The organism is Micromonospora sp. URMC 106 (assembly GCF_051386395.1).
GTDB lineage: Bacteria > Actinomycetota > Actinomycetes > Mycobacteriales > Micromonosporaceae > Micromonospora.
Genome location: NZ_JBPQTP010000028.1, coordinates 39244 through 63655 on the forward strand (window position 1 = coordinate 39244; position 24412 = coordinate 63655).

At 74.4% G+C, this 24412-nt stretch carries 22 protein-coding genes and 1 pseudogene; 4 read left to right on the top strand and 19 right to left on the bottom strand.

Annotated elements, in window-relative coordinates; translation table 11 throughout:
- Positions 1 to 36: 36 nt before the first annotated feature.
- The 4 genes from dapA to ACSNOB_RS12050 all read right to left on the bottom strand — a co-directional run bounded on the left by dapA (position 37) and on the right by ACSNOB_RS12050 (position 4148).
- Positions 37 to 963 carry a 4-hydroxy-tetrahydrodipicolinate synthase gene (gene dapA, locus ACSNOB_RS12035; protein ID WP_393104842.1) on the bottom strand — a complete coding sequence of 309 codons (927 nt, stop codon included), beginning with the start codon at positions 961 to 963 and terminating at the stop codon, positions 37 to 39.
- Between the two features lie 53 nt (positions 964 to 1016).
- The gene (thyX, locus tag ACSNOB_RS12040) at positions 1017 to 1754 is read right to left on the bottom strand and encodes an FAD-dependent thymidylate synthase (protein WP_393105294.1); all 738 of its coding nucleotides are present in this window, start codon (positions 1752 to 1754) and stop codon (positions 1017 to 1019) included.
- Positions 1755 to 2307: 553 nt separating this feature from the next.
- Positions 2308 to 2922, bottom strand: a complete 615-nt coding sequence (locus ACSNOB_RS12045; RefSeq protein WP_436686740.1) for a DUF2752 domain-containing protein — start codon at positions 2920 to 2922, stop codon at positions 2308 to 2310.
- Positions 2919 to 4148 (bottom strand): winged helix-turn-helix domain-containing protein, encoded by a 1230-nt coding sequence (locus tag ACSNOB_RS12050; RefSeq protein WP_436686741.1) that lies wholly within the window; start codon positions 4146 to 4148, stop codon positions 2919 to 2921. Before ACSNOB_RS12050 ends, ACSNOB_RS12045 begins: the two co-directional genes overlap by 4 nt.
- A 78-nt stretch (positions 4149 to 4226) precedes the next feature.
- On the opposite strand from ACSNOB_RS12050, the gene ACSNOB_RS12055 reads away from it, so the two are divergent.
- A complete protein-coding gene (locus ACSNOB_RS12055) occupies positions 4227 to 4778 on the top strand; it encodes an N-acetyltransferase family protein (RefSeq protein WP_436686742.1) in 552 nt (183 codons plus the stop codon).
- Here the strand turns inward: ACSNOB_RS12055 and ACSNOB_RS12060 are convergent.
- Positions 4677 to 5984, bottom strand: coding sequence for a glycosyltransferase 87 family protein (locus ACSNOB_RS12060; protein WP_436686743.1), 1308 nt, complete (start codon positions 5982 to 5984; stop codon positions 4677 to 4679). The genes ACSNOB_RS12055 and ACSNOB_RS12060 overlap by 102 nt on opposite strands.
- Positions 5985 to 6019: 35 nt before the next feature.
- Here ACSNOB_RS12060 and ACSNOB_RS12065 point away from each other — a divergent pair.
- The 3 genes and pseudogenes from ACSNOB_RS12065 to ACSNOB_RS12075 form a co-directional block, all read left to right on the top strand.
- Positions 6020 to 6607 (top strand): annotated as a pseudogene (locus ACSNOB_RS12065) (N-acetyltransferase family protein); the annotation flags it as partial.
- 132 nt (positions 6608 to 6739) lie between these two features.
- Complete coding sequence (locus ACSNOB_RS12070) at positions 6740 to 7795, top strand: sigma-70 family RNA polymerase sigma factor (protein ID WP_436686744.1); 1056 nt, start codon at positions 6740 to 6742, stop codon at positions 7793 to 7795.
- A gap of 55 nt (positions 7796 to 7850) precedes the next feature.
- Positions 7851 to 8228: a VOC family protein gene (locus ACSNOB_RS12075; RefSeq protein ID WP_436686745.1), complete on the top strand. Its 378-nt coding sequence runs from the start codon at positions 7851 to 7853 to the stop codon at positions 8226 to 8228.
- Here the strand turns inward: ACSNOB_RS12075 and ACSNOB_RS12080 are convergent.
- From ACSNOB_RS12080 to infB, 14 genes are all read right to left on the bottom strand, one after another.
- Positions 8225 to 8707: a GNAT family N-acetyltransferase gene (locus ACSNOB_RS12080; protein WP_436686746.1), complete on the bottom strand. Its 483-nt coding sequence runs from the start codon at positions 8705 to 8707 to the stop codon at positions 8225 to 8227. The two genes, ACSNOB_RS12075 and ACSNOB_RS12080, sit on opposite strands and share 4 nt — an antisense overlap.
- 48 nt (positions 8708 to 8755) lie before the next feature.
- Entirely contained in the window at positions 8756 to 9529 is a 774-nt protein-coding gene (gene dapB, locus ACSNOB_RS12085; RefSeq protein WP_393104858.1) for a 4-hydroxy-tetrahydrodipicolinate reductase, read from the bottom strand.
- 234 nt (positions 9530 to 9763) lie between these two features.
- On the bottom strand, positions 9764 to 11188 hold the full coding sequence (locus tag ACSNOB_RS12090; RefSeq protein WP_436686747.1) for a M16 family metallopeptidase: 1425 nt from the start codon (positions 11186 to 11188) through the stop codon (positions 9764 to 9766).
- 50 nt (positions 11189 to 11238) lie between these two features.
- Entirely contained in the window at positions 11239 to 13626 is a 2388-nt protein-coding gene (locus tag ACSNOB_RS12095; protein WP_436686748.1) for a polyribonucleotide nucleotidyltransferase, read from the bottom strand.
- A gap of 222 nt (positions 13627 to 13848) precedes the next feature.
- Complete coding sequence (gene rpsO / locus ACSNOB_RS12100) at positions 13849 to 14118, bottom strand: 30S ribosomal protein S15 (RefSeq protein WP_043962418.1); 270 nt, start codon at positions 14116 to 14118, stop codon at positions 13849 to 13851.
- A gap of 182 nt (positions 14119 to 14300) precedes the next feature.
- A complete protein-coding gene (locus tag ACSNOB_RS12105; protein ID WP_436686749.1) occupies positions 14301 to 15230 on the bottom strand; it encodes a bifunctional riboflavin kinase/FAD synthetase in 930 nt (309 codons plus the stop codon).
- Between the two features lie 64 nt (positions 15231 to 15294).
- Positions 15295 to 16137, bottom strand: a complete 843-nt coding sequence (truB, locus tag ACSNOB_RS12110) for a tRNA pseudouridine(55) synthase TruB (protein ID WP_436686753.1) — start codon at positions 16135 to 16137, stop codon at positions 15295 to 15297.
- A gap of 141 nt (positions 16138 to 16278) precedes the next feature.
- A complete protein-coding gene (locus tag ACSNOB_RS12115; RefSeq protein WP_436686750.1) occupies positions 16279 to 17604 on the bottom strand; it encodes an MATE family efflux transporter in 1326 nt (441 codons plus the stop codon).
- A 1130-nt stretch (positions 17605 to 18734) separates the two neighbouring features.
- On the bottom strand, positions 18735 to 18944 hold the full coding sequence (locus ACSNOB_RS12120; RefSeq protein WP_289281016.1) for a DUF6186 family protein: 210 nt from the start codon (positions 18942 to 18944) through the stop codon (positions 18735 to 18737).
- Positions 18944 to 19351: a hypothetical protein gene (locus tag ACSNOB_RS12125; RefSeq protein WP_393104871.1), complete on the bottom strand. Its 408-nt coding sequence runs from the start codon at positions 19349 to 19351 to the stop codon at positions 18944 to 18946. Before ACSNOB_RS12125 ends, ACSNOB_RS12120 begins: the two co-directional genes overlap by 1 nt.
- Before the next feature lie 85 nt (positions 19352 to 19436).
- Positions 19437 to 20414, bottom strand: coding sequence for a DHH family phosphoesterase (locus ACSNOB_RS12130; protein ID WP_436686754.1), 978 nt, complete (start codon positions 20412 to 20414; stop codon positions 19437 to 19439).
- Positions 20415 to 20515: 101 nt separating this feature from the next.
- A complete protein-coding gene (gene rbfA, locus ACSNOB_RS12135) occupies positions 20516 to 21007 on the bottom strand; it encodes a 30S ribosome-binding factor RbfA (protein WP_436686751.1) in 492 nt (163 codons plus the stop codon).
- A gap of 277 nt (positions 21008 to 21284) precedes the next feature.
- The gene (locus ACSNOB_RS12140) at positions 21285 to 21578 is read right to left on the bottom strand and encodes a DUF503 domain-containing protein (RefSeq protein ID WP_101414636.1); all 294 of its coding nucleotides are present in this window, start codon (positions 21576 to 21578) and stop codon (positions 21285 to 21287) included.
- Between the two features lie 87 nt (positions 21579 to 21665).
- On the bottom strand, positions 21666 to 24412 hold a 2747-nt coding region (infB, locus tag ACSNOB_RS12145; protein ID WP_436686752.1), incomplete at its 5' end, for a translation initiation factor IF-2.

Here is a 24412-nt window from a genome sequence, read left to right on the forward strand (position 1 = left end):
GCGGCGCCGTCACCCGGCGCCCGTCGTATCGTTCGGTCATTCGGGAAGTTCCAGGCCCGCCGCCGCGCAGTCGGCGCGGAGCTGGGCGATCTCGTCGTCGGTCGCGTCGACCAGCGGCGGGCGCACCGGCCCGGCCGGCATCCCGGCCGCCGCCAGGCCCGCCTTCACCAGGATCACGCCCTGGGTACGGAAGATGCCGGTGAACAGCGGCAGCAGCCGCCGGTGCAGGTCCAACGCGGTGGTGTTGTCGCCCGCGTCGTGCGCCTCGATCATCCGCTTGGTGAGCGCGCCGGTGAAGTGGGTCGAGGTGCCGACCACGCCGACGGCGCCCACGGCGAGCGCGGGCAGGGTGAGCGAGTCCTCGCCGCTGTAGAAGGCGAGGTTCGTCCGGCTGGTGACCCAGCTGGTGGCGGTCAGGTCGCCCTTGGCGTCCTTCACGGCGACGAAACGGCCGTGCTCGGCCAGCCGCACCATCGTCTCCGTGTCGATCGGCACACCGGAGCGGTGCGGGATGTCGTAGAGCATCACCGGCAGGCCGGTGGCGTCCGCGACGGCGGTGAAGTGGCGCAGCAGGCCGCTCTGCGGCGGCTTGTTGTAGTAGGGGGTGACCACGAGCAGGCCGTGCGCGCCGGCCTTCTCCGCGGCGGCGGCCAGCTCGATGGTGTGCCGGGTGTCGTTGGTGCCGACCCCGGCCACGACCTTGGCGCGGTCGCCGACCGCCTCCACCACGGCCCGGATCAGGTGCTCCTTCTCCGCGTCGGTGGTGGTCGGCGACTCGCCGGTGGTGCCGTTGACCACCAGCGCGTCGTTGCCCTGCTCGTCGACCAGGTGACTGGCGAGGCGCGCGGCCCCGTCGAGGTCGAGCGAGCCGTCGGCGGTGAACGGGGTCACCATGGCCGTGAGCACTCGCCCGAAGGGGCGGGACACCGTCCGGGCGGGGGTGTCAGGGTGGTCGTGCGTCATGCCACCAACCTAGCGGACGACCACCGGCACCCCGCCGGGGAAGGGCCCAGGACTCACTCCCCGTGCGGGGTGGCGGCCACCTCGGTGCCGTCGGGCAGGGTCGAGATGACGAAGTCGGCGAAGACGTTCGGGGCGACCCCCTGGAGCTGCCGCAGGCACTCCACCGCGAGCTCGCGGATCTCCACGTCGGCGGACTCGGTGGCACGCATGGCGATGAAGTGCCGCCAGGCCCGGTAGTTGCCGGTGACCACGATCCTGGTCTCGGTGGCGTTGGGCAGCACGGCACGGGCCGCCTGGCGGGCCTGCTTGCGCCGCAGGGTGGCGTTCTCCACGTCCGCGAAGCGCTGCTCCAGCCCCTCCAGCAACTCGTTGTACGCGCGCACGCTCGCCTCGGCGGCCTCCACGAACTTCTTGTGCAGCTCCGGGTCCTCGGCGATCACCCGAGGCTCGACCATGGCGGCGTCCCGCTCCGGCACGTACCGCTGGGAGAGCTGGGAGTACGAGAAGTGCCGGTGGCGGATCAGCTCGTGGGTGAACGAGCGGGACACCCCGCTGAAGTAGAAGCTGACCGAGCCGTGCTCCAGCACCGAGAGGTGCCCGACCTCCAGGATGTGCGCGAGGTAGCCGGCGTTGGTGGCCGTGGCCGGGTTGGGCTTCTTCCAGCTCTGGTAGCAGGCGCGCCCGGCGAACTCGGCGAGGGCCTGGCCACCCTCCGCGTCGGTCGACCACGGCACGTCGTCCGGGGCCTCGAAGTGGGTCCACGCGATGAGCTTGACCTGGGGCTGCACCATGTCCGGCATTCCTGGGACTTTAGTGGCGTCGACCCGGGCCGCCCAAGCCAGGCTCGCCCGGTGCAATGTCGATCACCCGGCGGCGATGTCGAGCGACGCGGCGCGCGCCCTCGGTCCGCCGTCGGACTTCGCAGCCGGAGCACGGCCCGGACGGCACCGCCTCCGGCGCGCTGTCGAGCTGAGTCGTCTACGACATCGCTGGCCGGCGACGACTCGCGGGACGCCGGCCGGCCGTTGGTGCCCATGGCGCACACCGGTCGGCCGCACCGGTCGACCTGCCCGACCGGCGGGTCCGCGGGACCGCAGCGCCGTGCCCGCGCACCCGGACGACCTTCGGCGGCCCCTGGCACCCGCACCAACGCCGGGCAGGGGCTCCGGAAGCGTGATGTCGTGAACGACTCAGCTCGACAGGGGCGCGCGTGGTGCCCGGCCCGACCGGCGACGCGGGCACGGCGACCGGCCCAGGCGACAAGGACGCACGTGACCGACCCAGACGGACAAGGACGCAGTGACGCCCGGCCCGACCGGCGACGCGGGCACTGCTCAGGCTCGGTCAGACGTAGAGGGAGGTGAACGGGGCCCAGGGGAGGTTGCGCAACACCGAGAAGGCCAGCCAGGCGACGAGGAAGCCGCCGATCATCTTCGAGCTGAGCCGCAGCTCGGGCAGGCGCCAACCGAACGCCTGCTTCCCCGCCCACGCCACGAAGAGGTAGGCCAGGAAGGGCAGCGCGAAGACGAAGAGGAAGTGGTGCCGGGCGGCGGCCGGCAGGTCGGCGTGCAGCACGTACCAGAGCGCGCGCGTGCCGCCGCAGCCCGGGCAGTCCAGCCCCGTGGTCAGCTTGAGCAGGCAGGTCGGCGCGGCGTCCGGCGCGGCGCGGGTGGGGTCGCTGAGCAGCGCGTAGCCGATGCCGGCGGCGACGCAGCCGAGCGCGGCCAGCGGCACCGCCCAGCGCGGCGAGCGGTCGTAGAGGCGGACGACGAAGCGGGTGAGCCGGTCCGGCTCGGGCACCGGGTAGGGCGGCACCTGACCCGCCGGCCACGCACCGGGGTGCCCGGCCTGCCCACCGTCGGGCGGGACCGCCTGCCATGCCTGGGGCGGCGCGTCGACCCCGCCGCTCCGCGGATGCGGCTGGGGGGCCGGTCCGTCAACGCTCGTCACGTCGCTCACCGTACACCGGCCACGCCCACCAGCGCGGCGGCCAGCGGCGCGGCCAGGTCGCCGGCGGCGGGCGGCGCCACCGAGTCCAGGCCCAGCCAGCCGGCGAGGCGGTGCAGCTCGGCGGCGAGCGCCAGCGCGGTCTCGCCCGGGTCGGCCCCCGGCTCGAGCCAGGCCGCCGGCACCAGCAGCACGCCGGCCTTCCGGTCGGCCTTCAGGTCGACCCGGGCGGTGAACCGCTCCCCCTGCAGGAAGGGCAGCACGTAGTAGCCGTAGACCCGCTGCGGCGCCGGCACGTAGATCTCGATGCGGTAGCTGAAGTCGAAGAGCCGCTCGGTGCGGGCCCGCTCCCAGACCAGCGGGTCGAACGGGCTGACCAGGGTGTTGCGGCGCACCCAGCGGGGCAACCGCGCTCCGGCGTGCAGCCAGGCGGGCTGCCGCCAGCCCTGCACCGCGACCGGCAGCAGCTCGCCCGCCTCCACCAGCTCGGCGATCGCCTGCCGGGCGCCGGCCACGGGCAGCCGGAAGTAGTCGCGCAGCTCCGGCTCCGCGGCGACGCCGAGCGACCGCGCGGCGATCGCCACCAGCGTGCGGTACGCCTCGGCGTCGGTCGGCGTGGGCGCGTCCAGCACGGCGGCGGGCAGCACCCGCTCCGGCAGGTCGTAGCGACGGGCGAACGAGGTGGTGCGCTCGGCGGCGGTCACCTCGCCCGCCCAGAAGAGGAACTCCAGCGCCCGCTTCACCGCCGACCAGTTCCACCCCCAGTTGCCGGTCTCCCGGGGCGCGTCGTGCTCGATCTCCGCGGCGGTGAGCGGCCCCCGGGCGGCCACCTCGTCGCGGACCCAGGCGACCAGACCGGGTTGCTCCTCGGCGATCCGGCGCATCCCGCCCCAGGACTCCGAGTGGGCCCGGGCCATCCGCCAGCGCAGCGCCGGATGCAGCCCGACGGGGACCAGCGACGCCTCGTGCCCCCAGTATTCGAACAGCTCTCGGGGGCGGCGGTAGGCGGCGGAGTCGAGCAGCGAGGTCGGGTAGGGCCCGAGGCGGCTGTAAAGCGGCAGGTAGTGCGCGCGTTGCAGCACGTTGACCGAGTCCATCTGGATCAGCCCGACCCGGTCCAGCACCCGGCGCAGGTGCCGACGGGTGGGCACGCCGGTGGGCGGGGGGTCGGCGTAGCCCTGGGCGGCGAGCGCCACCCGGCGGGCCTGGGCGAGCGAGAGCGATTCCGGTGCGGCCATCGTCGGGCACCCTAATCCACGCGTACGACACCGGAGCGGACGCTGGACCGATCGCCCGCCAGGGCATAGAACGGACGCATGCTCACGATCCGGCGCGAGGAGCCCGAGGACGCCGAGGCGGTCGCCCGGGTGCACATCCACGGGTGGCAGTCCGGCTACGCCGGGATCATGCCCGACGAGGTGCTGCGGCGGCTCAACGTCGCGGCGTGGGCGCAGCGCCGCCGGGACCTCGGCACCGCCGACCCGGAGCACCCGTTCACCACCCTGCTCGCGGAGGCCGACGGGACGCTGGCCGGGTTCACCACGTTCGGCCCGTACCGCAACAACCAGGACCGGGGCGACCTGGACCCCGCGCACGGCGAGGTGGTGGCGATGTACGTCGAGCCGGCGCACTGGGGCGACGGCACGGCGCGGACGCTGCTGGCGGCGGCCCGCGCCGGGCTGGTCGCGCGGGGCTGGTCCGACTACCGGCTCTGGGTGCTCGCGGAGAACCACCGGGCCCGCCGGTTCTACGAGCGGGCCGGGCTGTCACCGGACGGTGAGCGGTCGACCTACCCGGTGCCGCTGGCCGGCGGGCGCCCGCCGGTCGGGCTCGTCGAGCTGCGGTACGCCGGACGCCTCGAGGGCTGACCCGGCCGGCGTCGCCCGACGGCGGCTGGTCCGGCCGCCGTCGCCCAGGCGACGGATGGGCAGGAACGCCAGCAGCGCCAGGCTGATCCAGACGTAGGTGTTGCTGCCGAGGAAGCCGTCGACCCCGCTGAAGTCCTTCTCCCAGGCCCAGACGATCCGGCTGATCAGGAAGCCGTACCCGACGATCGCGGCGCCCAGCAGCACACGGCGCCGGCGGCCGCCGGCGGGCGCGGCCGTGCCGTTGTCCACCAGCAGGATCAGCGCGGGCAGCAGCCAGACCAGGTGGTGCACCCAGGTGACGGGGCTGACCAGGCACATCACCGCGCCGGTCAGCGCCAGGCCGGTCGCCTCGTCGCCGGCCGCCACGGCGGCGCGGGACCGCCAGGCCCACAGCGCCAGCGCCGCGAGCACCAGCGCCAGCCAGGCCAGGGTGCTCGGGTGCTCCGGGTTCAGCCGGGCGACCACCCCGCGCAACGACTGGTTGGAGACGAACGCCAGCTCACCCACCCGGCCGGTGTTCCACAGCGCCTCGGTCCAGAACTCCCGCGACGCGTCGGGGAAGAGCGCGGCGGCCAGCAGCGTCGCGCCGGCCGCGGCGGCCATCGAGGTGACGGCGGCCCGCCAGCGGCGGGTGACCAGCAGGTAGACGATGAAGATGCCCGGGGTCAGCTTGATCGCGGTGGCCAGGCCGATGCCGACGCCGGCCCAGCGACTGCCGGCCGGCAGCAGCCGCAGCAGGTCGACCGCGACCAGGAAGAGCAGCAGCATGTTGACCTGGCCGAAGTTGACCGTCTCGCGCATCGGCTCGTACGCGGCGGCCAGGCAGAGCGCCACGGCGAGGGCGAACCAGCGGGTCCAGCCGGCCCGGCGGGAGATCGGGTCGACCAGCCACCAGAACAGCACGGCGGTGACCACCACGCTGGCGGCCACGCTCACCGCTATCGCCGCCGACCAGGGCAGGTACGCCATCGGCAGCATGACCAGGGCGGCGAAGGGCGGATAGGTGAAGCCGTACTGGGTGCCGGGCTTGAGGAAGTCGTAGATCTCCCCGCCGTCGTGCACCCACCAGGTCAGCGCGCCGTAGTAGACCTTGAGGTCGAAGAAGCCGTGCCGGACGGCCGCGACGGAGAGGAACGCGGTCACCGCCACGGCGAGCGCGACCACGCCGACGACCTGCTGAACCGTCCGTCGGGGACCCTGCGCCACCGTCGCCTCCCTCGCCCTGCGTAGGCTTCCGTCCCATGGCTCTCGGGTACGTCCGCCCGGCGCGTCCGGAAGACGCCGGCGAGATCGCACGCATCCAGCTCGCGACCTGGCGGGTCGCCTATCGCCGGATCCTGCCCCGGCACGTACTCGACAACCTGGACGAGGCGTGGCTCGCCCGGCGGTGGAGCGCGGCGGTGCAGGAGCCGCCCTCCGGGACGCACCGGGTGCTGGTCGCCGTCGAACAGGCCGAGCAATCGTATCTGGTGGGGTTCGCCGCCTCCGGTCCGGCCGATGCCGAGGCTCTCGCCCCCGGCGAGCCGGTTGAGGCGCTCGGGCCGGACGTGGCCGCGGTGACCGACCTGCTGGTGGAGCCGCGGTGGGGGCGGCGCGGGCACGGCAGCCGGCTGCTGGCCGCGACCGTCGACCTGTGGCGCGCCGACGGGTTCGTCCGGGCGGTGGCCTGGGCGTTCGACGGCGACGAGGCGACTCGCAAGTTCCTCACCAGCACCGGCTGGGAGCCCGACGGCGCGGCCCGTGCCCTGGACGTGGACGACATGCTCGTCCCGCAGGTGCGCCTGCACGTGGCGGTGCCGGCGGAGGCGGACCCGGCGGACGCGACGCCCGCGGAGGCGACGCTCCCGGACGCCCCGCCCGCCGGGTCGGTGCCGTCGCCGGCGGCCCCCACGGACTGACGACACGTCCCGCCCGGACCCGGATCGCCGGACACTGTCGGAGGCGTCGCCTACGGTGACCCCATGACCGCAGCGACGGCGACCAGCGGGGCGGGCGTGACCCACGGCGGCCCGACCGGCCACGACCCCGACGGCGCCGCCGCCCCGGCCCACCCGGCGCTCGAGGAGCACCGGGTCGAGCTGACCGGCTACTGCTACCGGATGCTCGGTTCGATCTTCGACGCCGAGGACGCGGTGCAGGAGACGCTGCTGCGCGCCTGGCGCGGGCGGGACGGCTTCCAGGCCCGCTCCTCCACCCGCACCTGGCTCTACCGCATCGCCACCAACGTCTGCCTCGACCAGCTGCGGGGGCGCGCCCGGCGGGCCCTGCCGATGGAGTTCGGCGGGCCGGCCGACCCGGTCCCCACCGCGCTGGGCGCGCCGGCGCCCGACCGCTGGGTGGGGCCCGCCCCCGACGCGGCGGTGCTGCCGGCCGGCGACCCGGCGGCGGTGGCCGAGGCCCGCGAGTCGGTCCGGCTGGCGTTCGTCGCCGCGCTGCAGCACCTGCCGCCCCGGCAGCGGGCCGTGCTGATCCTGCGCGACGTGCTGCGCTGGCGGGCCGACGAGACCGCGGAGTTGGTCGGCGCCTCGGTCGCCGCCGTGAACAGCGCCCTCCAGCGGGCCCGGGCGACGATGGCCGCCCGCGACGACCGGCCGGGCACCCCGCTCGACCCACGACAGCGCGACCTGCTCGACCGCTACGTCACCAGCTTCGAGCGCTACGACATCGACTCGCTCGTCGCGTTGCTGCGGGAGGACGCGGTGCAGAGCATGCCGCCGTTCCCGCTGTGGCTGCGCGGCCCCGGGGACATCCGGCGGTGGATGCTCGGCCCCGGCGCCGGGTGCCGCGGCTCGCGGCTGGTCCCGGTGCCGGCCAACGGCGGCACCGCCCTGGGTCACTACCGCCCCGACCCGGCGGGCGGCCACCGGCCGTTCGGCATCCACCTGTTGGAGGCGTCGGCGGGGCGGATCGTCCGGCTCACCCACTTCCTCACGCCGGAACTCTTCCCGGTGTTCGGGCTGCCGGCGCGCCTCGACCCCGGGCCCGGCGTCCCCGGTTTCGGGTCTGCGCAGCGATGAGTTCCGGCGGGCCGGGCCGTCCACCCCTGCGTACGCCACGACAAGGAGGAAAGGCATGTTCACGGACACGAAGGCGATGAGCAGCTTCGCGGTGGACGACGTCGACCGGGCGCAACGGTTCTACGCCGACACGCTCGGCCTGCGGGTGTCGCGGGACGACGCGATGGGCGGCCTGTTGACGCTGCACGTCGCCGGCGACCGGGACATCCTGGTCTACCCGAAGGAGGACCACACCCCGGCGACCTACACGGTGCTCAACTTCCCGGTCGACGACATCGACCGGGCCGTCGACGAGCTGGCCGGGCGCGGGGTGCGGTTCGAGCGCTACCCCGGCATGCCGCAGGACGAGAAGGGCGTCATGCGCGACAACGGGCCGTCGATCGCCTGGTTCACCGACCCGGCCGGCAACATCCTGTCGGTGCTGCAGGACTAGGACGGGGCGGCCGGGCGCAGCTCGGCGACCAGCTCGTCGTCCTCCATCGCGCCCGTGGGGGCGAAGCCGAGGCTGGTGTAGAGCCGCGCGGCCGAGGCGTTGTCGGGGTGGTAGGAGAGCCGGACGGGGTGCCCGCCGTCCTGGTCGGCGAGCCACGCGGCGAGGGTGCGCACGGCCGCCCGCCCGACGCCCCGGCCCTGCTCGGCCGCGTCGACCACCATGCCGCCGATCCAGCGCGAGCCGTCGTCGTCCACGCCCCACATCACGTGTCCGGCCACGGTCTCGTCCGCGTACACGGCGAGCGAGTTCCAGACGTCGGACCGCGTGGTGAGCAGCAGGTAGCGGGCGGCCAGCGCCGGCACCCAGGCGCGCTGGTCGTCGCGGGGGGCGACGTCGGCCACGGCTCGCCAGTTGTCGTCGTCCACCGGGCGCAGGGTGACCCGGCGGCCCGCCCGGTCGAGGTGTCCAGAATCGATCATCCGGGCAGCCTAGAGGGCGTCCGGCACGCGCGCGACGGCATTCCTCCGTCAGTCGAGCAGGGCGTCCAGGCCGACCGTCAGCCCGGGCCGGGTGCGGACCGCGCGGACGGCCAGCAGCACGCCGGGCATGAACGACGCCCGGTCGTACGAGTCGTGCCGGATGGTCAGCGTCTCGCCGACGGTGCCGAAGAGCACCTCCTGGTGGGCGACGAGGCCGGTGGCGCGCACGGCGTGCACGCGTACCCCCTCGATGTCGGCGCCCCGGGCACCGGCGACCTCGTCCTTGGTGGCGTCCGGCGCCGGGGCGAGCCCGGCCTCGGCGCGGGCCGCGGCGATCAGCCGCGCGGTGTGCGTGGCGGTGCCGCTGGGCGCGTCCAGCTTGCGGGGGTGGTGCTGCTCGACGATCTCGACCGACTCGAAGTGCCGGGCCGCGCGGGCGGCGAACTGCATCATCAGCACCGCGCCGATGCCGAAGTTGGGGGCGATCACCACACCCACCCCGGGCTTGCGGGCCAGCCAGCCGCGCACCCGCTCCAACCGCTGCTCGGTGAAGCCGGTGGTGCCGACGACCGCGCTGATGCCCTGGTCGATGCACCAGTGCAGGTTGTCCATGACGACGTCCGGGGTGGTGAAGTCGACGACCACCTCGGCCCCGGCGTCTGAGGCGTTGAACAGCCAGTCGCCCTGGTCGACCATGGCCACCAGTTCCATGTCGGCGGCGGCGTCCACGGCCTTGCACACCTCGACGCCCATCCGGCCCCGGGCACCCAGCACACCGACCCGGATCGGCTCGGCCGCGCTCTTCTCCTGCTCGTCAGTCACGGGGCACAACCTATCCCAATCGGGGCGCCCGCACCCCGCCGGACCGGCACGTCCCGGGGTCGCCCCCGCACGGGTCACCGCCGCCCCCTCGGCGGTGGTGCGCCCCCGCCCCTCGGCGGTGTGCGCCCCGACGCCGCGGGCGCACGGGACATGGTCCGGGGCGGGCCGGAGTCGTGGAACGTCCGGGAGCCGGTGCCGCGCGGGCGGCCGTCGGGCCGGGTGCCCGGCGGGCGGTCAGCGGGCGGAGAAGTCGTCCTTGCCGAACGGGCCGACCACGGCCAGCGACATCGGCCGGCTCAGCAGCTCGGCGGCCAGGGTGTTCACGTCGGCCACGGTGACCGCGTCGACCCGGCTGAGCAGCTCGTCGACCGGCATCAGGTCGCCGTAGAGCAGCTCGCCCTTGGCCAGCCGGCTCATCCGCGAGCCCGTGTCCTCCAGGCCCAGCACGAAGGAGCCCTTGCTCATCCCCTTGCCCCGGGCCACCTCGGCCTCGGTCAGCCCGTCGGCGGCCACCCGGGCCAGCTCCGCCCGGGTCAGCTCCAGCACCTCGTCGACCTTGCCCGGCGCGCAGCCGGCGTAGACGGCGAAGAGGCCGCTGTCGGCGTACTGGCTGGCGTAGGAGTAGACCGAGTAGGCGAGGCCGCGCTGCTCGCGGATCTCCTGGAACAGCCGGCTCGACATGCCGCCGCCGAGGACGTTGTTGAGCACGCCGAGGGCGAAGCGGCGCCCGTCGAGCCGGTCGATGCCGGGGCAGCCGAGGATGACGTGCGCCTGCTCGGTCTCCTTCGGCTCCACCAGGGTGGTGGCGGGCTTCGTGCGTACCGCCGGGGTGGCCGACCGGTGCGGCGCCGGCGTCGCGGGGTCGGTGTCCAGCGGGGTGCCGCGCAGCGCCTGGCGGACCAGCTTGACGACGGCGGTGTGGTCCAGGTTGCCGGCGGCGGCGATGACGATCTGCGGGGCGGTGTAGCGGCGGCGGTAGAAGCCCTGGATCTGCCGCCGGGTCATCGGGGTGACCGTCTCCTCGGTGCCGGAGATCAGCCGGCCCAGGGGGTGGTCGCCGTAGACCGCCCGGGCGAAGAGGTCGTGCACCTCGTCGCCGGGCTCGTCGTCGTGCATGGCGATCTCTTCGAGGATCACGCCCCGCTCGGTCTCCACGTCGGCCGGGTTCAGCACCGAGTCGGCGACGAGGTCGCACATCACGTCGATGGCCAGCGGCAGGTCCTCGTCCAGCACGCGGGCGTAGTAACAGGTGTATTCCTTGGTGGTGAAGGCGTTGGTCTCACCGCCCACCGCCTCGATCTCCGAGGAGATGTCGAGCGCGCTGCGCTTGTTGGTGCCCTTGAACAGCAGGTGCTCCAGGAAGTGCGCGGCGCCGGCCTGCGGACCGGTCTCGTCCCGGGAGCCCACCGCGACCCAGATGCCGAACGACACGCTGCGCATCGCCGGGATCGCCTCGGTGAGCACGCGCAGGCCGCTGGGCAGCACGGTACGGCGTACCGTGCCGCCCAGCGGATCGTCGCTGATCGTCCGGGTCACCGCCCGGGAGGCGCCGCCGGAGCGGGCCGCCCCGCCGCCCCGGAAGGACGCCCCCGGGGAGCCCGGGGACGACGCCACCCCCCGTCGATCCGGCGGAAACGGCGCGGAGGCGGCCCGACTCACGTGTTGCTCCCAGATCGACGAGGGGTGGGTGGTGCGATCGGTGCGGTGCGTCAGCTGTGCCGGGTCCGGCGGCGCGGACGCTCGCCGCCCTCGCCACCACCCTCGCCGCCGCCCTGGCCGCGCTCGCCGCCGCCCGGACCACGGGCGCCCCGGTCGCCGCCGCGCTCGCGGTCACCGCGGTCGCGCGGGCCCCGGTCGCCCCGGTCCCGGCTGGCCGGACGCTCGCCACCGGCGGCCTCGCCCGCGGCGGGCGCCTCGGCGCCCTCCGGGCGGACCTTGTCCAGGTAGATCTTCCCGCGGGCGTCGATGTCCGCGATCTCGACCTCGACCTTGTCGCCGACGTTGAGGAAGTCCTCGACCTTCTCGACCCGCTTGCCGTCGCCCACCTTCGAGATGTGCAGCAGGCCGTCGCGGCCCGGCAGCAGCGAGACGAACGCGCCGAACGCGGCCGTCTTGACCACCGTGCCGAGGAACTTGTCCCCGACCTTCGGCAGCGTCGGGTTGGCGATCGCGTTGATCCGCTCGACGGCGGCCTGGGCCGACGGCCCGTTGGTCGCGCCGACGTAGATCGTGCCGTCGTCCTCGATGGAGATCTCGGCGCCGGTCTCGTCCTGGATGGCGTTGATGGTCTGGCCCTTCGGGCCGATCACCATGCCGATCTTGTCGACCGGGATCTTGACCGTGGTGACGCGCGGCGCGTAGTCCGACATCTCGGCCGGGGCCTCGATCGCCCGCTGCATCACGTCGAGGATGGTCTGCCGGGCCTCGTGCGCCTGCTGGAGCGCGGCGGCCAGCACGTCCGACGGGATGCCGTCGAGCTTGGTGTCGAGCTGCAGCGCGGTGACGAAGTCCCGGGTGCCGGCGACCTTGAAGTCCATGTCACCGAACGCGTCCTCGGCGCCGAGGATGTCGGTCAGCGTCACGTACTGGGTCTTGCCGTCGACCTCGTCGGAGATGAGGCCCATGGCGATGCCGGCGACCGGCGCCTTCAGCGGCACACCGGCGCTGAGCAGGCCCAGCGTGGAGGCGCAGACCGAGCCCATCGAGGTGGAGCCGTTGGAGCCGAGCGCCTCGGAGACCTGCCGGATGGCGTACGGGAACTCCTCACGCGTCGGCAGCACCGGGATCAGCGCCCGCTCGGCGAGCGCGCCGTGGCCGATCTCGCGCCGCTTCGGCGAGCCGACCCGGCCGGTCTCACCGGTCGAGTACGGCGGGAAGTTGTAGTTGTGCATGTAGCGCTTGGACTTCTCCGGGGAGAGGGTGTCCAGCGACTGCTCCATGCGCAGCATGTTCAGCGTGGTGACGCCCAGGATCTGCGTCTCGCCCCGCTCGAACAGCGCCGAGCCGTGCACGCGCGGCAGCACGCCGACCTCGGCGGTCAGCGGACGGATGTCGCGCGGGCCGCGGCCGTCGATGCGGACCTGCTCGCGCAGCACCCGGTTGCGCACCTCGGACTTGGTCAGCGACCGGAAGGCGGCGCTGAGCTCCTTCTCCCGGCCCTCGAAGCGCGGGCCGAGCTCCTCGGCGACCTTGGCCTTCACCCGGTCCAGGGCCTCCTCGCGGTCGGCCTTGCCGGCGATCTTCAGGGCCTCGGCCACCTCGGCGCGGACCAGGTCGGCCACCGCGTCGTACGCGTCGTCCTGGTAGTCGAGGAAGACCGGGAACTCGGCGACCGGCTTGGCGGCCACCTCGGCCAGCTCGCTCTGGGCCCGGCACAGCTCGCGGATGGCCGGCTTGGCGGCCTCCAGGCCGCTCGCCACGACCTCCTCGGTCGGGGCGGGGGCGCCGCCGGCGACCAGCGCCACGGTGTGCTCGGTGGCCTCGGCCTCGACCATCATGATCGCGACGTCGCCGTCGGCCAGGGCGCGACCGGCCACCACCATGTCGAAGGTGGCCCGGGACAGCTCCTCCAGGGTCGGGAAGGCGACCCACTGGCCGTCGACGTGCGCCATCCGGGTCGCCCCGATCGGGCCGGAGAACGGCAGGCCGGACAGCTTGGTCGACATCGACGCGGCGTTGATCGCCACCACGTCGTAGGGGTGCTGCGGGTCGAGCGCGAGGATGGTCTCGACGACCTGGACCTCGTTGCGCAGGCCCTTGACGAACGACGGGCGCAGCGGCCGGTCGATCAGCCGACAGGTGAGGATCGCGTCCTCGCTGGGGCGGCCCTCGCGGCGGAAGAACGAGCCGGGGATCCGGCCCGCGGCGTACATCCGCTCCTCGACGTCGACGGTCAGCGGGAAGAAGTCGAACTGCTCCTTCGGCTGCTTGCCGGCGGTGGTGGCGGAGAGGACGACCGTCTCGCCGAGCTGGGCGATGACGGAGCCGGCGGCCTGGCGGGCCAGGCGGCCGGTGGAGAAGGTGATCTCACGGGTGCCGAAGGACCCGTTGTCGATCACGGCGGTACGGGATTCGGTGCCGAGGTTGGTCTCGGTCATGGTGCTGTCGTGCTCCTTCGCATCGGGGGCCCACGACGCGGGGAGCTGCTCAGACGGCCGGTCTTCGATCGAAGCGCCCGGGTGGCCGGCGAGATGCCGGGTTACCCGGGGGCCACTACCGGAGACCGGTACGCTGACCGGCTCCCTGTCGGGTGGTCGCACGGCCCGTTTCTTCAGTGGTACCGGAACGGGGGAGCGGCCGCAGGCCACTCCCCCGTCACGTCACCGGCGCAGACCGAGCCGCTCGATGAGCGACCGGTAGCGGTTGATGTCCTTCTTCTGGACGTAGTTGAGCAGCCGACGGCGACGGCCGACCAGCAGCAGCAGCCCGCGGCGGCTGTGGTGGTCGTGCTTGTGCACCTTCAGGTGCTCGGTGAGCTCGGCGATCCGCTTGGTGAGGACCGCGACCTGCACCTCCGGCGAACCGGTGTCGCCCTCGGCGGTCGCGTACTCCGCGCGGATCTTTGCCTTGGCTTCCTGGTCGAGCGCCATGTTCTCCCTGTTTCGTGGGTTGTTCGATGGTGTCCGTCGGATCGGTCAGGAGACCGGAAACGGACCGGTACCTCGCACCCGCGGCGTCGTGCAGGCACGCGAGGCCCCACGTCGGTCAGCCGACGTCCCCGCCAGACTACCAGCACGGCCGGGCGGCGGCCGGTCAAGGGCCGCGACGCGGGTCAGCCGAGGGCCCGCCGGGTGCGTTCCACGTCCTGCTCGATCTGGGCGATCAGCGGCTCGATCGCGTCGTAGCGGATCTGCCCGCGCAGGTGCGCCACGAAGTCCAGCGCCAGCCGCTCGCCGTAGAGGTCGCCGGAGAAGTCCAGCACGTACGCCTCCACCCGCCGCTCCCGGCCGGAGAAGGTCGGGTTGGTGCCGACCGACACCGCCGCCGCCAGCGGTTCGGTGTGGCCCCGGCGCACCAGCCGGGCCGCGTAGACGCCGTCGGCGGGCACCGCCGCGTACCGGTGGCAGAGCAGGTTGGCGGTGGGGAAGCCCAGCTCGCGGCCGCGCTGGTCGCCGCGGACCACCACGCCCTCCAGCCGGTGCGGGCGGCCGAGCGCGGCGGCGGCGGCCCCGACGTCCCCCGCGTCGACGCAGGAGCGGATGTACGTGGAGGAGAAGACCGTGCCCGCCTCGGCGACCAGCGGCGCCCCCTCGACGCCGAAGCCGAAGGTGCGGCCCAGCCGCTCCAGCAGCGCCACGTCGCCGGCGGCCTTGTGCCCGAAGCGGAAGTTGTCCCCCACCACCACCAGGGCGGCGTGCAGGTGCTCGACCAGGACGTCGTGCACGAACGCCTCGGCGGGCAGCCGGGAGAACTCCGGGGTGAACGGCACCACGCACAGCACGTCCACGCCGAGCGCCTCGATCAGCTCGGCCTTGCGGGCGGGCTCGGTGAGCACCGCCGGGTGCGAGCCGGGCCGGACCACCTCGGCCGGGTGCGGGTCGAAGGTCACCACCACCGACTGCACGCCCAGCTCCCGGGCCCGGGCCACGGCGTGCCCGATGGTCGCCTGGTGCCCCTTGTGTACGCCGTCGAAGACGCCGATGGTGACGACCGACCGCCCCCAGCCACCGGGCGCCGCGTCGTACCCCCGCCACCGCTGCATTGCGCTCCTTCCCTGCCTCTCCGGCGGGCCGAGCCGGCCGCCGGTCCCACGACCCGCCCCGCCGTCAGGCGGGGGCGAGCACGATCTCCGCGCGGGCCCGGCCGTCCCGCTCGCTGACGATAGCGATCAGCCCGCCGTCGGGGCCGAAGACCGCGTAGGGCCCGGGGATCCCGGCCGGGTCCAGCGGCCCGCCGTGGGAGAGCACCCTCGCCTCGTCGACGCCCGCGTCGCGCCGCGGAAAGAACCGGTCGGCCGCCGCGGCCAGCGGCAGGTTCACCACCTCGGGGGCGCGCCCCTCCAGCTCGTCGAGGGTGGCGGCCTCCGCGAGGGCGAAGTTGCCGACGGCGGTACGGCGCAGCGCCGTCAGGTGCCCGCCCACCCCGAGCGCCAGGCCCGCGTCCCGGGCGATGGCCCGGATGTACGTGCCGGAGGAGCAGGTCACGTCGATGTCCACGTCGACCACGTCGGGCTGGTCCCGGCGCACGGCGAGCAGATCCAGCCGGGAGACGGTGACCCGGCGGGCGGGCAGCTCGACGCTCTCCCCCTCGCGGACCCGCTTGTACGCCCGCCGCCCGTCGATCTTGATGGCGCTGACCGCGCTCGGCACCTGGTCGATGTCGCCGGTCAGCGCGGCCAGGGCCGCCCGGATCGACTCGTCGGTGACCTGCCCGGCCGGGGTGGTGGCGATCACGTCACCCTCCGCGTCGTCGGTGACGGTGGCCTGCCCGAGCCGGACGGTGGCCGTGTAGCTCTTGTGCGCGCCGATCACGTACGTGAGCAGGCGGGTGGCCCGCCCGACCCCGATCACCAGCACGCCGGTGGCCATCGGGTCGAGGGTGCCGCCGTGTCCCACCCGGCGGGTCCGCGCCAACCGGCGGATCCGCGCCACCACGTCGTGCGACGTCATGCCGCCGGGCTTGTCGACCACGATCAGACCGTCTGCGCTCACGACACCAAAGCCTGCCAGACCGGGTCGGGCGCCCCGCCGCCGCCGTACGGGGTCGGGTGAACGGCCGGCGCGGCGGGCACGCGCACCGGGGCCGGACGGTCAGCGCACCGCGCCGACCACGGCCCAGGCCCCGGAGCGCAGCCGCAGCAGCAGGGCGACCAACCGGATCACGACGAACAGCGTGAGCCCGGCCCAGATGCCGCCGAGGCCGAGGTCGAGCCCATACGCCAGCCAGATGGCGGGCAGGAAGCCGCCGAGGGCGGCCACGATGGTCAGGTTGCGCAGGTAGCGGACGTCCCCGGCGCCGATCAGCACGCCGTCGAGGGCGAACACGACGCCGGCCAGCGGCTGCATCGCCACGAACCACGGCCAGGCGAGCATCGCCTGGTCGCGTACCTGCGGATCGGAGCTGAACAAGCCGGGGACCACGCCGGCGCCGGCGGCGATGAGCACGGCGAACGCCACGCCGCAGGCGCCACCGAGCAGCCCGATCCGGCGGGCGAGGGCCCGCGCCCCGGCGTCGTCGCCGGCGCCGAGCGCGGCGCCGATCAGCGACTGGGCGGCGATGGCGAGCGCGTCGAGCACCAGCGCGGTGAAGAACCACAGTTGCAGGGCGATCTGGTGGGCGCCCACGGCGGCGGCGCCGAAGCGCGCGGCCACGGCGGTGGCGGAGAGGAAGCTGGCCTGGAACGCGACGCCACGGATCAGCAGGTCCCGGCTGAGCACCAGTTGCTGCCCGATCAGCCGCGGCCGGGGCCGCAGCGACACCCGCTCGGCGACCAGCGCACCGGCGAAGAGCAGGCCGGACACGGTCTGGGCGACCGCGTTGGCCACCGCGGAGCCGACCAGGCCCAGCCCGGCCGGGTAGACCAGCAGGGGGCAGAGCACGGCGGAGAGCAGGTTCGGGCCGAGCACGAACGCCAGCGGGCGACGGGTGTCCTGCACGCCGCGCAGCCAGCCGTTGCCGGCGGCGGCGAGCAGCAGGCCCGGGGCGCCGAGCGCCGCGACCCGCAGCCACTGCGCGGCGGCGTCGGCCACCTCGCCCGGCCCGCCGGCGAGCGTACGCGCCAGCGCCCCACCGCCCACCTGCATGCCGACCGCGACCAGCACGCCCACCCCGAGGGCCAGCCACGAGGACTGCACGCCCTCGGCGACGGCCGACGCGCGGTCGCCGGCCCCGAAGCGTCGGGCCGACCGTCCTGTGGTGCCGTACGCGACCACGGTGCCGAGCCAGGCGACGAGCGTCAGCACCGTCCCGCCGACGGCGAGGGCGGCCAGCGGCACCCGGCCGAGGTGCCCCACCACCGCCGTGTCCACGAGCACGTAGAGCGGTTCGGCGGCCAGCACCACGAGCGCCGGCAGGGCGAGCGCGGCGATCCGGCGGGGGGCGGCGGCCCGGGAATCGGAAACGGTGGACTGACTCATCGCCGCCGATCATGGCACGCCCAGCGTAAGGATCGCAAGATGAGTGACCGCTTACCGCACCGCGACCGCCGCGAATGACTTCCGACAACGGGTCGCACCCGTCGACGCTGTGGAACTGATGTCGCAGACGACTCAACCCGGGCAGACACCGGCGGCCAGCCCGGCGACGCGCGCCCAACCCATGCCGGGCGGCTGGCGGCTGGCGGCTGGCGGCTGGCGGCTGGCGGCTGGCGGATCTTGGCAGGAAAGTGCCCCTGGTGGGGCCGTTGGGTACCAAGATCGGCAGGACGGTGGCGATTTCCGACCGTCAGGCCGTTCGAGGCGGTTCGCCGTCCAGTTCGACGGGTCGCCGCCGGCTACGTGGTGTCGTCAGTGGGGGCGGCCGGGCTACGCGTGGTGCCGGTCGGATGGATCAGCGCGCGGTCGAGCCGGCGCGCGCGGTCGCGCGGGAGAGGGACTCCTGCCGACGCCCGGGTCGGCCGTCACCAGGGACCGGAGCGCAGGAAGGTGGCGGCTCGGGCGCAGGGCCGCCACCCGAGGCCCGACGCCGGCCGGCCGGGCGGCGACGCTGTCGGCGTAACCCCGCTCCGGGGCGCGATGCCGGCTCATTGCCGCGCGGGCGGCGACGCTACGGGCGTGAAACCCCAGTCGGGGCGACACCCACTCGGGCCAGGCGGGCGGTGACGCTGTCGGCGTGGGACGCCGGCCGCGTCACCGCCGGGCGGCCTGGGTCACTGACGGGTGTCCATCGACGTCTGCAGCGCGCGGCGCATCTGCTCGCGGGCCTCGTCGGTGGTCTCGGGCTTGGGCTTGTTCGGCATGGTGGTCCCCTTCCAGGGCGTGGGCCACCGACTCGACGGCGGCCCGCACGGGCGGCGTGCTGAGCGCCCGGCAGCGGTCCGGGGTCACCGGAGCGGCTGGTGGGCAGCGTGAGCCCGGGTCGATCGACCCTGGAGGGAGGTGTTGCCGGGTGTGGCCGCACCGCCCACGGCCAGCGCCGCCACACGACGCCGGCCGATTCCCAAGCTATCGTTCAGGTCCACATGCTGCCCACGGTTCCCGCGATCTGGACTCACGTTGGCCGCTCGGGCCGGGGAGGCCCGCGAGACGGGGGATGCGCGGGGCGGCGATCAGCGGGCCAGGAAGTGCCAGCCGAGCCACCACCAGAAGCCGAAGAGCCCGATCCGGCCGACCGGCACCGAGCCCACCTCGTAGCGCATCACGTACGCGCAGACCTCGCCGAGGGTCGGGATCCGGGAGCCCTCGCGCCGGGCCGCCCACTCGACGGCGGCGAAGAGCACCAGGGCCGCCAGGAAGCCGCCGATCGCCAACGCCCGCATCATCGCCGCACCAACCCCCAGAACGCCGACAGCCAGGCCAGCCAGGCCGCCGAGCGGACCAGCCGGTCCTCCAGCAGCGGATCGGCCAGCCGGGAGAAGGTGGGGAAGTCGTCCCCCACCGCCAGCACGAACGTGGCCCCCTCGAAGACCCCGAAGACCACCACCGGCAGGGCCCACCAGGCCGCCGGGGCGCCGAGCCGGCGCGGGGCGGGTCGCCGGGGCACCCGGTTGCTCAGGCCCAGCCAGATGAGTACGCCGCCGGTGCCGACGGTCCAGAGGTTGGCCTCCGTCGAGAACGACGCGAACCGGCCGCCGACCAGCGAGAGGCAGACGAGCACCGGCACGGTGACGACGGGACGGTCCCAGGCGCGGGGCGCCTCGACGGTGAGCTCGTGGGGCTGCTCCATCCCGCGATTCTCCCCGTACTCGCCGGGCCCCGGAAGACGGACACTCCCCGGAGCTGACCCTGATCTTCGGTCGCCGGGGGCCGGCTCAGCGCCGGCCGGGCTCCGTCAGCGCGCCGTCGAGCTCCGCGCGGATCCGGCCGACGACCTCGTCGACGGTCCCGCGCCCGGTGAAGCCGGCGGCGAAGCGGTGCCCGCCGCCGCCCAGCGCGACCGCCACCCGGCTGACGTCCACCGCGCCCTTGCTGCGCATGGACACCGCCCAGTCGCCGGTCGCGGTCTGCTTGACCACGCAGCTCACGTCGGCCTCCGCGGTGCACCGGACCGAGTCGATCAGCGCCTCCAGCACGTACGCCCGCTGGTCGTGCCGGGCCAGGTCGTCCTGGGTGGCGTACGTCCAGACCAGGCCGTGCCCGGCGGCCGCGGCCGGCTCCAGGCACGCGCGGCCGAGCACCTCGCCGAAGAGACGCACGGCGCCGAACGGCCGGGTGTCGAAGATCCGCCGGGAGATGTCGCCGGGGCGGATGCCGGTGGCGAGCAGGCGCGCCGCGAGCTGGTGCACGGCCGGGGTGGTCGCCTCGAACCGGAACGAGCCGGTGTCCGTGCTCAGGGCGACGTAGAGGCACTCCGCGATCGCCGCGTCCAGCGCGACGCCGAGCCGGGCGAGGAGCCCCTCGGCGACCACGGAGGTGGCCGCCGCGTGCGGGTCCACCAGGTTGACCCGACCGAAGCGGGTGTTCGACGCGTGGTGGTCGAGTACGAGCGCGCCACCGGCGGTGTCCAGCCGGTCGACCAGCTCACCGAGCCGGGACTCGCTGGCCGCGTCGAAGCAGATCACCAGGTCCGGGTCCGGATATGCCTCGGTCGCCGGCACCAGCAGGTCGAGCCCGGGCAGTTCGCGGAACGGCTCGGGCACCTCCGGCGGGCCGGGGAAGGTCGCCTGCATCCGGCGTACGCCCAGCCGACGCAGCCCCAGCCCGAAGCCGAGCATGCTGCCCAGCGCGTCCCCGTCCGGGTTGACGTGACAGATCAACAGCACCCGCCCGTCCGACGGCAGGGCCCGCACCGCCGCGACGGCAGCCGCCCAGTCCGCCTCGGCCGGGCCGCATTCGGCCGGTGGCGTCGCCTCCGCGAGGGCGCCACCGGCCGGCCCGCCGGCGGGCTCGGTCACCGCCGGTCCCCGCCCCGGGGCGGGGTCTCGTCCTCGTCCTCGTCCTCGTCGTGCGCCTCGTCGTCGGCGTCCTCGTCCAGCCGGTACGGCTGGGGCTCGCCCGCGTACTCGGCCCTGGCGGCGAGCCGCTGCACCTCGGCGTCGGCGCTGCGGGCCTGGGCGAGCAGGTCGTCGATGTGCTTGACCTGGTCCTGCACGTCGTCGAGGACGAAGGTCAGGGTCGGCGAGTGCCGCAGCCCCAGGGCCTTGCCGACCGTGCTGCGCAGCATGCCCTTGGCGCTCTCCAGCGCCGCGGCGGTGCCGGACTGGGCCGCCGCGTCGCCGAGCACCGTGTAGAAGACGGTCGCGTCGCGCAGGTCGGCGGTGATCCGGGCGTCGGTGATGGTGATCATGCCGAGCCGGGGGTCCTTGATCTGGCTCCGCACCACCGACGCGACCAGTTCACGCACCCGCTCCGCGTGCCGGCGTACCTTGGCCGGATCCGACATATCGCCACCTCCACGGCGTCCTGCTCCCAGCCGTCACCGATGACGCGGAGCGCCCCGGAGCCGACCGGCCAACATCTCGAACACTACCCGCGCGGCAACTGCCGCCGCGCGCCGCCGGCATGCGCCGGCCCGGTCACGACAGCCCCCGGCGTACCCTCGCCGACCGGCGACGTCACCACCCGCCGGACGCGCGCGACCGCGCCGCCGGCCGCGTCGGGACGTCCGGGACGCGGGCGTGCGGGACGGGGTCCGTCGCCACGTCCCGCGCGTCGCCCGGTCAGTCCTCCTCGCCGTAGAGCCGCCGGCGCACCGAGAGCAACTCGGTCTCCGGCCGGCCGGCCACCAGGCGCTCGCAGGAGTCCAGCACCTCGCGCACGTGGGACGCCTCGGCGGCCACCACGGCCACGGCAATCTCCGCCCGACCGTGCAGGTCGAGCGCCCCGACCTCGGCGGCCGAGACCTCGAAGCGGCGCAGCGCCGCCACGATCGGACGTACGTATGATCTCTTGGCTTTGAGCGACCGGGAGTCGCCCGGCAGCAGCAGGTCGAAGACCGCAGTTCCGGTGAACATCGCCCCGGACGATACCCGGCCGGCCCCCCACATGATCAAGGGGTTTACGCCTTTCGGCGTAAACCCCTCGATCAGTGGTTCACCGGATCAGGCGCGAGCCTTCTCCCGCATCTCGAAGGTCTCGATGATGTCGCCGACCTGGACGTTGTTGTAACCACCCAGGGTCAGACCACACTCGAAGCCCTCGCGCACCTCCGTGGCGTCGTCCTTGAACCGCTTGAGCGAGCTGATGGTGAGGTTGTCCGCCACCACCGACCCGTCCCGCAGCAGGCGCGCCTTGGCGTTGCGCCGGATGATGCCCGACCGGACGATGCAACCGGAGATGTTGCCGATCTTGGACGAGCGGAAGACGTCGCGGATCTCCGCGGTGCCCAGCTCGACCTCCTCGTACTCCGGCTTGAGCAGCCCCTTGAGCGCGGCGTCGATCTCCTCGATGGCCTGGTAGATGACGGTGTAGTACCGGATCTCCACGCCCTCGCGGTCGGCCATCTCGCGGACCTTGTTGGCGGCCCGCACGTTGAAGCCGATGATCGTGACCGCCTCGGACGAGGCGCTCGCGAGCATGACGTCGCTCTCGGTGATCGCGCCCACGCCCCGGTGGATGATCCTGAGCTGGACCTCCTCCGGGATGTCGAGGTTGAACAGCGCGTCCTCGAGGGCCTCCACGGAGCCGGAGACGTCGCCCTTGAGCACCAGGTTGAGCGAGGTCTTCTCGCCCTCCTTGAGCTGCTCCATGAGCGTCTCGAGGGTGGCCCGGCCACGGGAGTTGGCGAACGCCGCCGCCCGCCGCCGCGCCTGCCGCTGCTCGGCGATCTGGCGCACCGTGCGGTCGTCCTCGGCCGCCAGGAAGGTGTCACCCGCACCCGGCACCGCGGTCAGACCGAGCACCAGGACCGGACGGGCCGGACCCGCCTCGGCGACCTGGTTGCCGTTCTCGTCGAGCATCGCCCGGACCCGGCCGTGCGCCCCGCCGGCGACGATCGAGTCGCCCGCCCGCAGGGTGCCCTTCTGCACCAGCACCGTCGCCACCGCGCCGCGGCCCTTGTCCAGGTGCGCCTCGATGGCCACACCCTGCGCCGGCCCGTCGATCGGAGCGGTCAGCTCCAGCGACGCGTCGGCGGTCAGCAGGACCGCCTCGAGCAGGTCGTCGATGCCGATACCGGGCTTCGCCGCCACGTTGACGAACATCGTGTCGCCGCCGTACTCCTCGGCGACCAGCCCGTACTCGGTCAGCTGCTGGCGGACCTTGTCCGGGTTGGCCTCCGGCTTGTCGACCTTGTTGACCGCGACCACGATCGGCACGTCGGCCGCCTTGGCGTGGTTCAACGCCTCGATCGTCTGCGGCATCACGCCGTCGTCGGCCGCCACCACCAGCACCACGATGTCCGTCACCTGGGCACCACGGGCACGCATGGCGGTGAACGCCTCGTGACCCGGGGTGTCGATGAAGGTCACCGCCCGGTCCTCGCCCTCGTGCGGGACGTGGACCTGGTAGGCGCCGATGTGCTGGGTGATGCCACCCGCCTCGCCGGCCACGACGTTCGCCTTGCGGATCGCGTCGAGCAGCTTGGTCTTACCGTGGTCGACGTGACCCATGACGGTCACCACCGGCGCACGGCTGACCAGGCGGTCCTCCGCGACCTCGGCGTCGAGGTCGATGTTGAACTGCGCGAGCAGCTCGCGGTCCTCGTCCTCCGGGCTGACGATCTGCACCTCGAAGCCGAGGTGCTCACCCAGCAGCAGCAGGGTGTCGTCGGAGCACGACTGGGTCGCGGTGACCATCTCGCCCAGGTTGAACATCTCCTGGACCAGCGAACCCGGATTGGCGTTGATCTTGTCGGCGAAGTCGGACAGCGAGGCGCCACGGGAGAGCCTGATGACCTGACCCTGACCCCGGGGGGCACCCGAGCTCATGGTCGGGGCCGACAGGTTGTCGAACTCCTGTCTGCGCTGCTTCTTGGACTTGCGACCACGGGTCGGCCGGCCACCCGGACGCCCGAAGGCACCCGCGGCGCCGCCGCCACGGCCACGACCGCCGCCACCGGGACGACCACCGCCGCCGGCCGGGGCACCCGGACGGAAACCGCCGCCGGGAGCACCGCCGCCGCCACCGGGGCCACCACGGTAGCCACCGCCACCGCCGCCGCCACCGCCACCGGGACCGCCGCGGAAGCCACCGCCACCGCCACCGGGACGGCCCGCGCCGCCACCGGGGCCGCCACGCCCGCCACCGGGACCGCCGGGGCGACCGGTGGTGGGCCGCTGGCTCGGCATGGAGGCCGGGCTGGGCCGCGGCGGCATGGAGGCCGGGCTCGGCCGCGGCGGCATGCCCGCCGGGCTGGGCCGGGGGCCGCCGGCGCTGGCGGCCGGGGGCCGCTGCTGCTGACCGCCCTGGATGCCGAACGGGTTGTTGCCGGCGCCGCGCGCCGGCGGACGACCGCCCGGCCGGGCACCCGGGCCCGGCTGCGGACCGCCGGGACGACCCGCGGCCGGGGAACCCGGACGGGGCGGCACGGCGTTCGGGCCGGGACGCGGACCCGGACGGGGACCGCCCTCGGTCGGGGGCTCCCGTCGGACGTTCTCCCGCTGCTGCTGGCGGGCGGCCTGCGCGGCCTTGACCGCGGCCTCCTGCTCAGCCTTCAGCGCGGCGGCACGCGCCTCGGCGGCCGCCACCTCGATGTCGTGGGCACTCGCCGGCTTGGCGACCGGCGCCGCGGGCTGCGGCGGACCGGGCACCGGGCCCTTGGGCTTCGGGCCAGGGGTCGGCGCGGCCGGCCGCCGGGGCGGCATCGGCTTGGCCGACACCCGGGGCCCACCGGGGGCCGGGGAGGGCG

Bases quoted from the DNA above. Each gene is read 5' to 3' on its own strand.
- dapA (WP_393104842.1), bottom strand. From the start codon at position 963: ATGACGCACGACCACCCTGACACCCCCGCCCGGACGGTGTCCCGCCCC.
- thyX (WP_393105294.1), bottom strand. From the start codon at position 1,754: ATGGTGCAGCCCCAGGTCAAGCTCATCGCGTGGACCCACTTCGAGGCC.
- ACSNOB_RS12050 (WP_436686741.1), bottom strand. From the start codon at position 4,148: ATGGCCGCACCGGAATCGCTCTCGCTCGCCCAGGCCCGCCGGGTGGCG.
- ACSNOB_RS12055 (WP_436686742.1), top strand. From the start codon at position 4,227: ATGCTCACGATCCGGCGCGAGGAGCCCGAGGACGCCGAGGCGGTCGCC.
- ACSNOB_RS12070 (WP_436686744.1), top strand. From the start codon at position 6,740: ATGACCGCAGCGACGGCGACCAGCGGGGCGGGCGTGACCCACGGCGGC.
- ACSNOB_RS12075 (WP_436686745.1), top strand. From the start codon at position 7,851: ATGTTCACGGACACGAAGGCGATGAGCAGCTTCGCGGTGGACGACGTC.
- ACSNOB_RS12080 (WP_436686746.1), bottom strand. From the start codon at position 8,707: ATGATCGATTCTGGACACCTCGACCGGGCGGGCCGCCGGGTCACCCTG.
- ACSNOB_RS12095 (WP_436686748.1), bottom strand. From the start codon at position 13,626: ATGACCGAGACCAACCTCGGCACCGAATCCCGTACCGCCGTGATCGAC.
- rpsO (WP_043962418.1), bottom strand. From the start codon at position 14,118: ATGGCGCTCGACCAGGAAGCCAAGGCAAAGATCCGCGCGGAGTACGCG.
- ACSNOB_RS12105 (WP_436686749.1), bottom strand. From the start codon at position 15,230: ATGCAGCGGTGGCGGGGGTACGACGCGGCGCCCGGTGGCTGGGGGCGG.
- truB (WP_436686753.1), bottom strand. From the start codon at position 16,137: ATGACGTCGCACGACGTGGTGGCGCGGATCCGCCGGTTGGCGCGGACC.
- ACSNOB_RS12115 (WP_436686750.1), bottom strand. From the start codon at position 17,604: ATGAGTCAGTCCACCGTTTCCGATTCCCGGGCCGCCGCCCCCCGCCGG.
- ACSNOB_RS12120 (WP_289281016.1), bottom strand. From the start codon at position 18,944: ATGCGGGCGTTGGCGATCGGCGGCTTCCTGGCGGCCCTGGTGCTCTTC.
- ACSNOB_RS12125 (WP_393104871.1), bottom strand. From the start codon at position 19,351: ATGGAGCAGCCCCACGAGCTCACCGTCGAGGCGCCCCGCGCCTGGGAC.
- rbfA (WP_436686751.1), bottom strand. From the start codon at position 21,007: ATGTCGGATCCGGCCAAGGTACGCCGGCACGCGGAGCGGGTGCGTGAA.
- ACSNOB_RS12140 (WP_101414636.1), bottom strand. From the start codon at position 21,578: ATGTTCACCGGAACTGCGGTCTTCGACCTGCTGCTGCCGGGCGACTCC.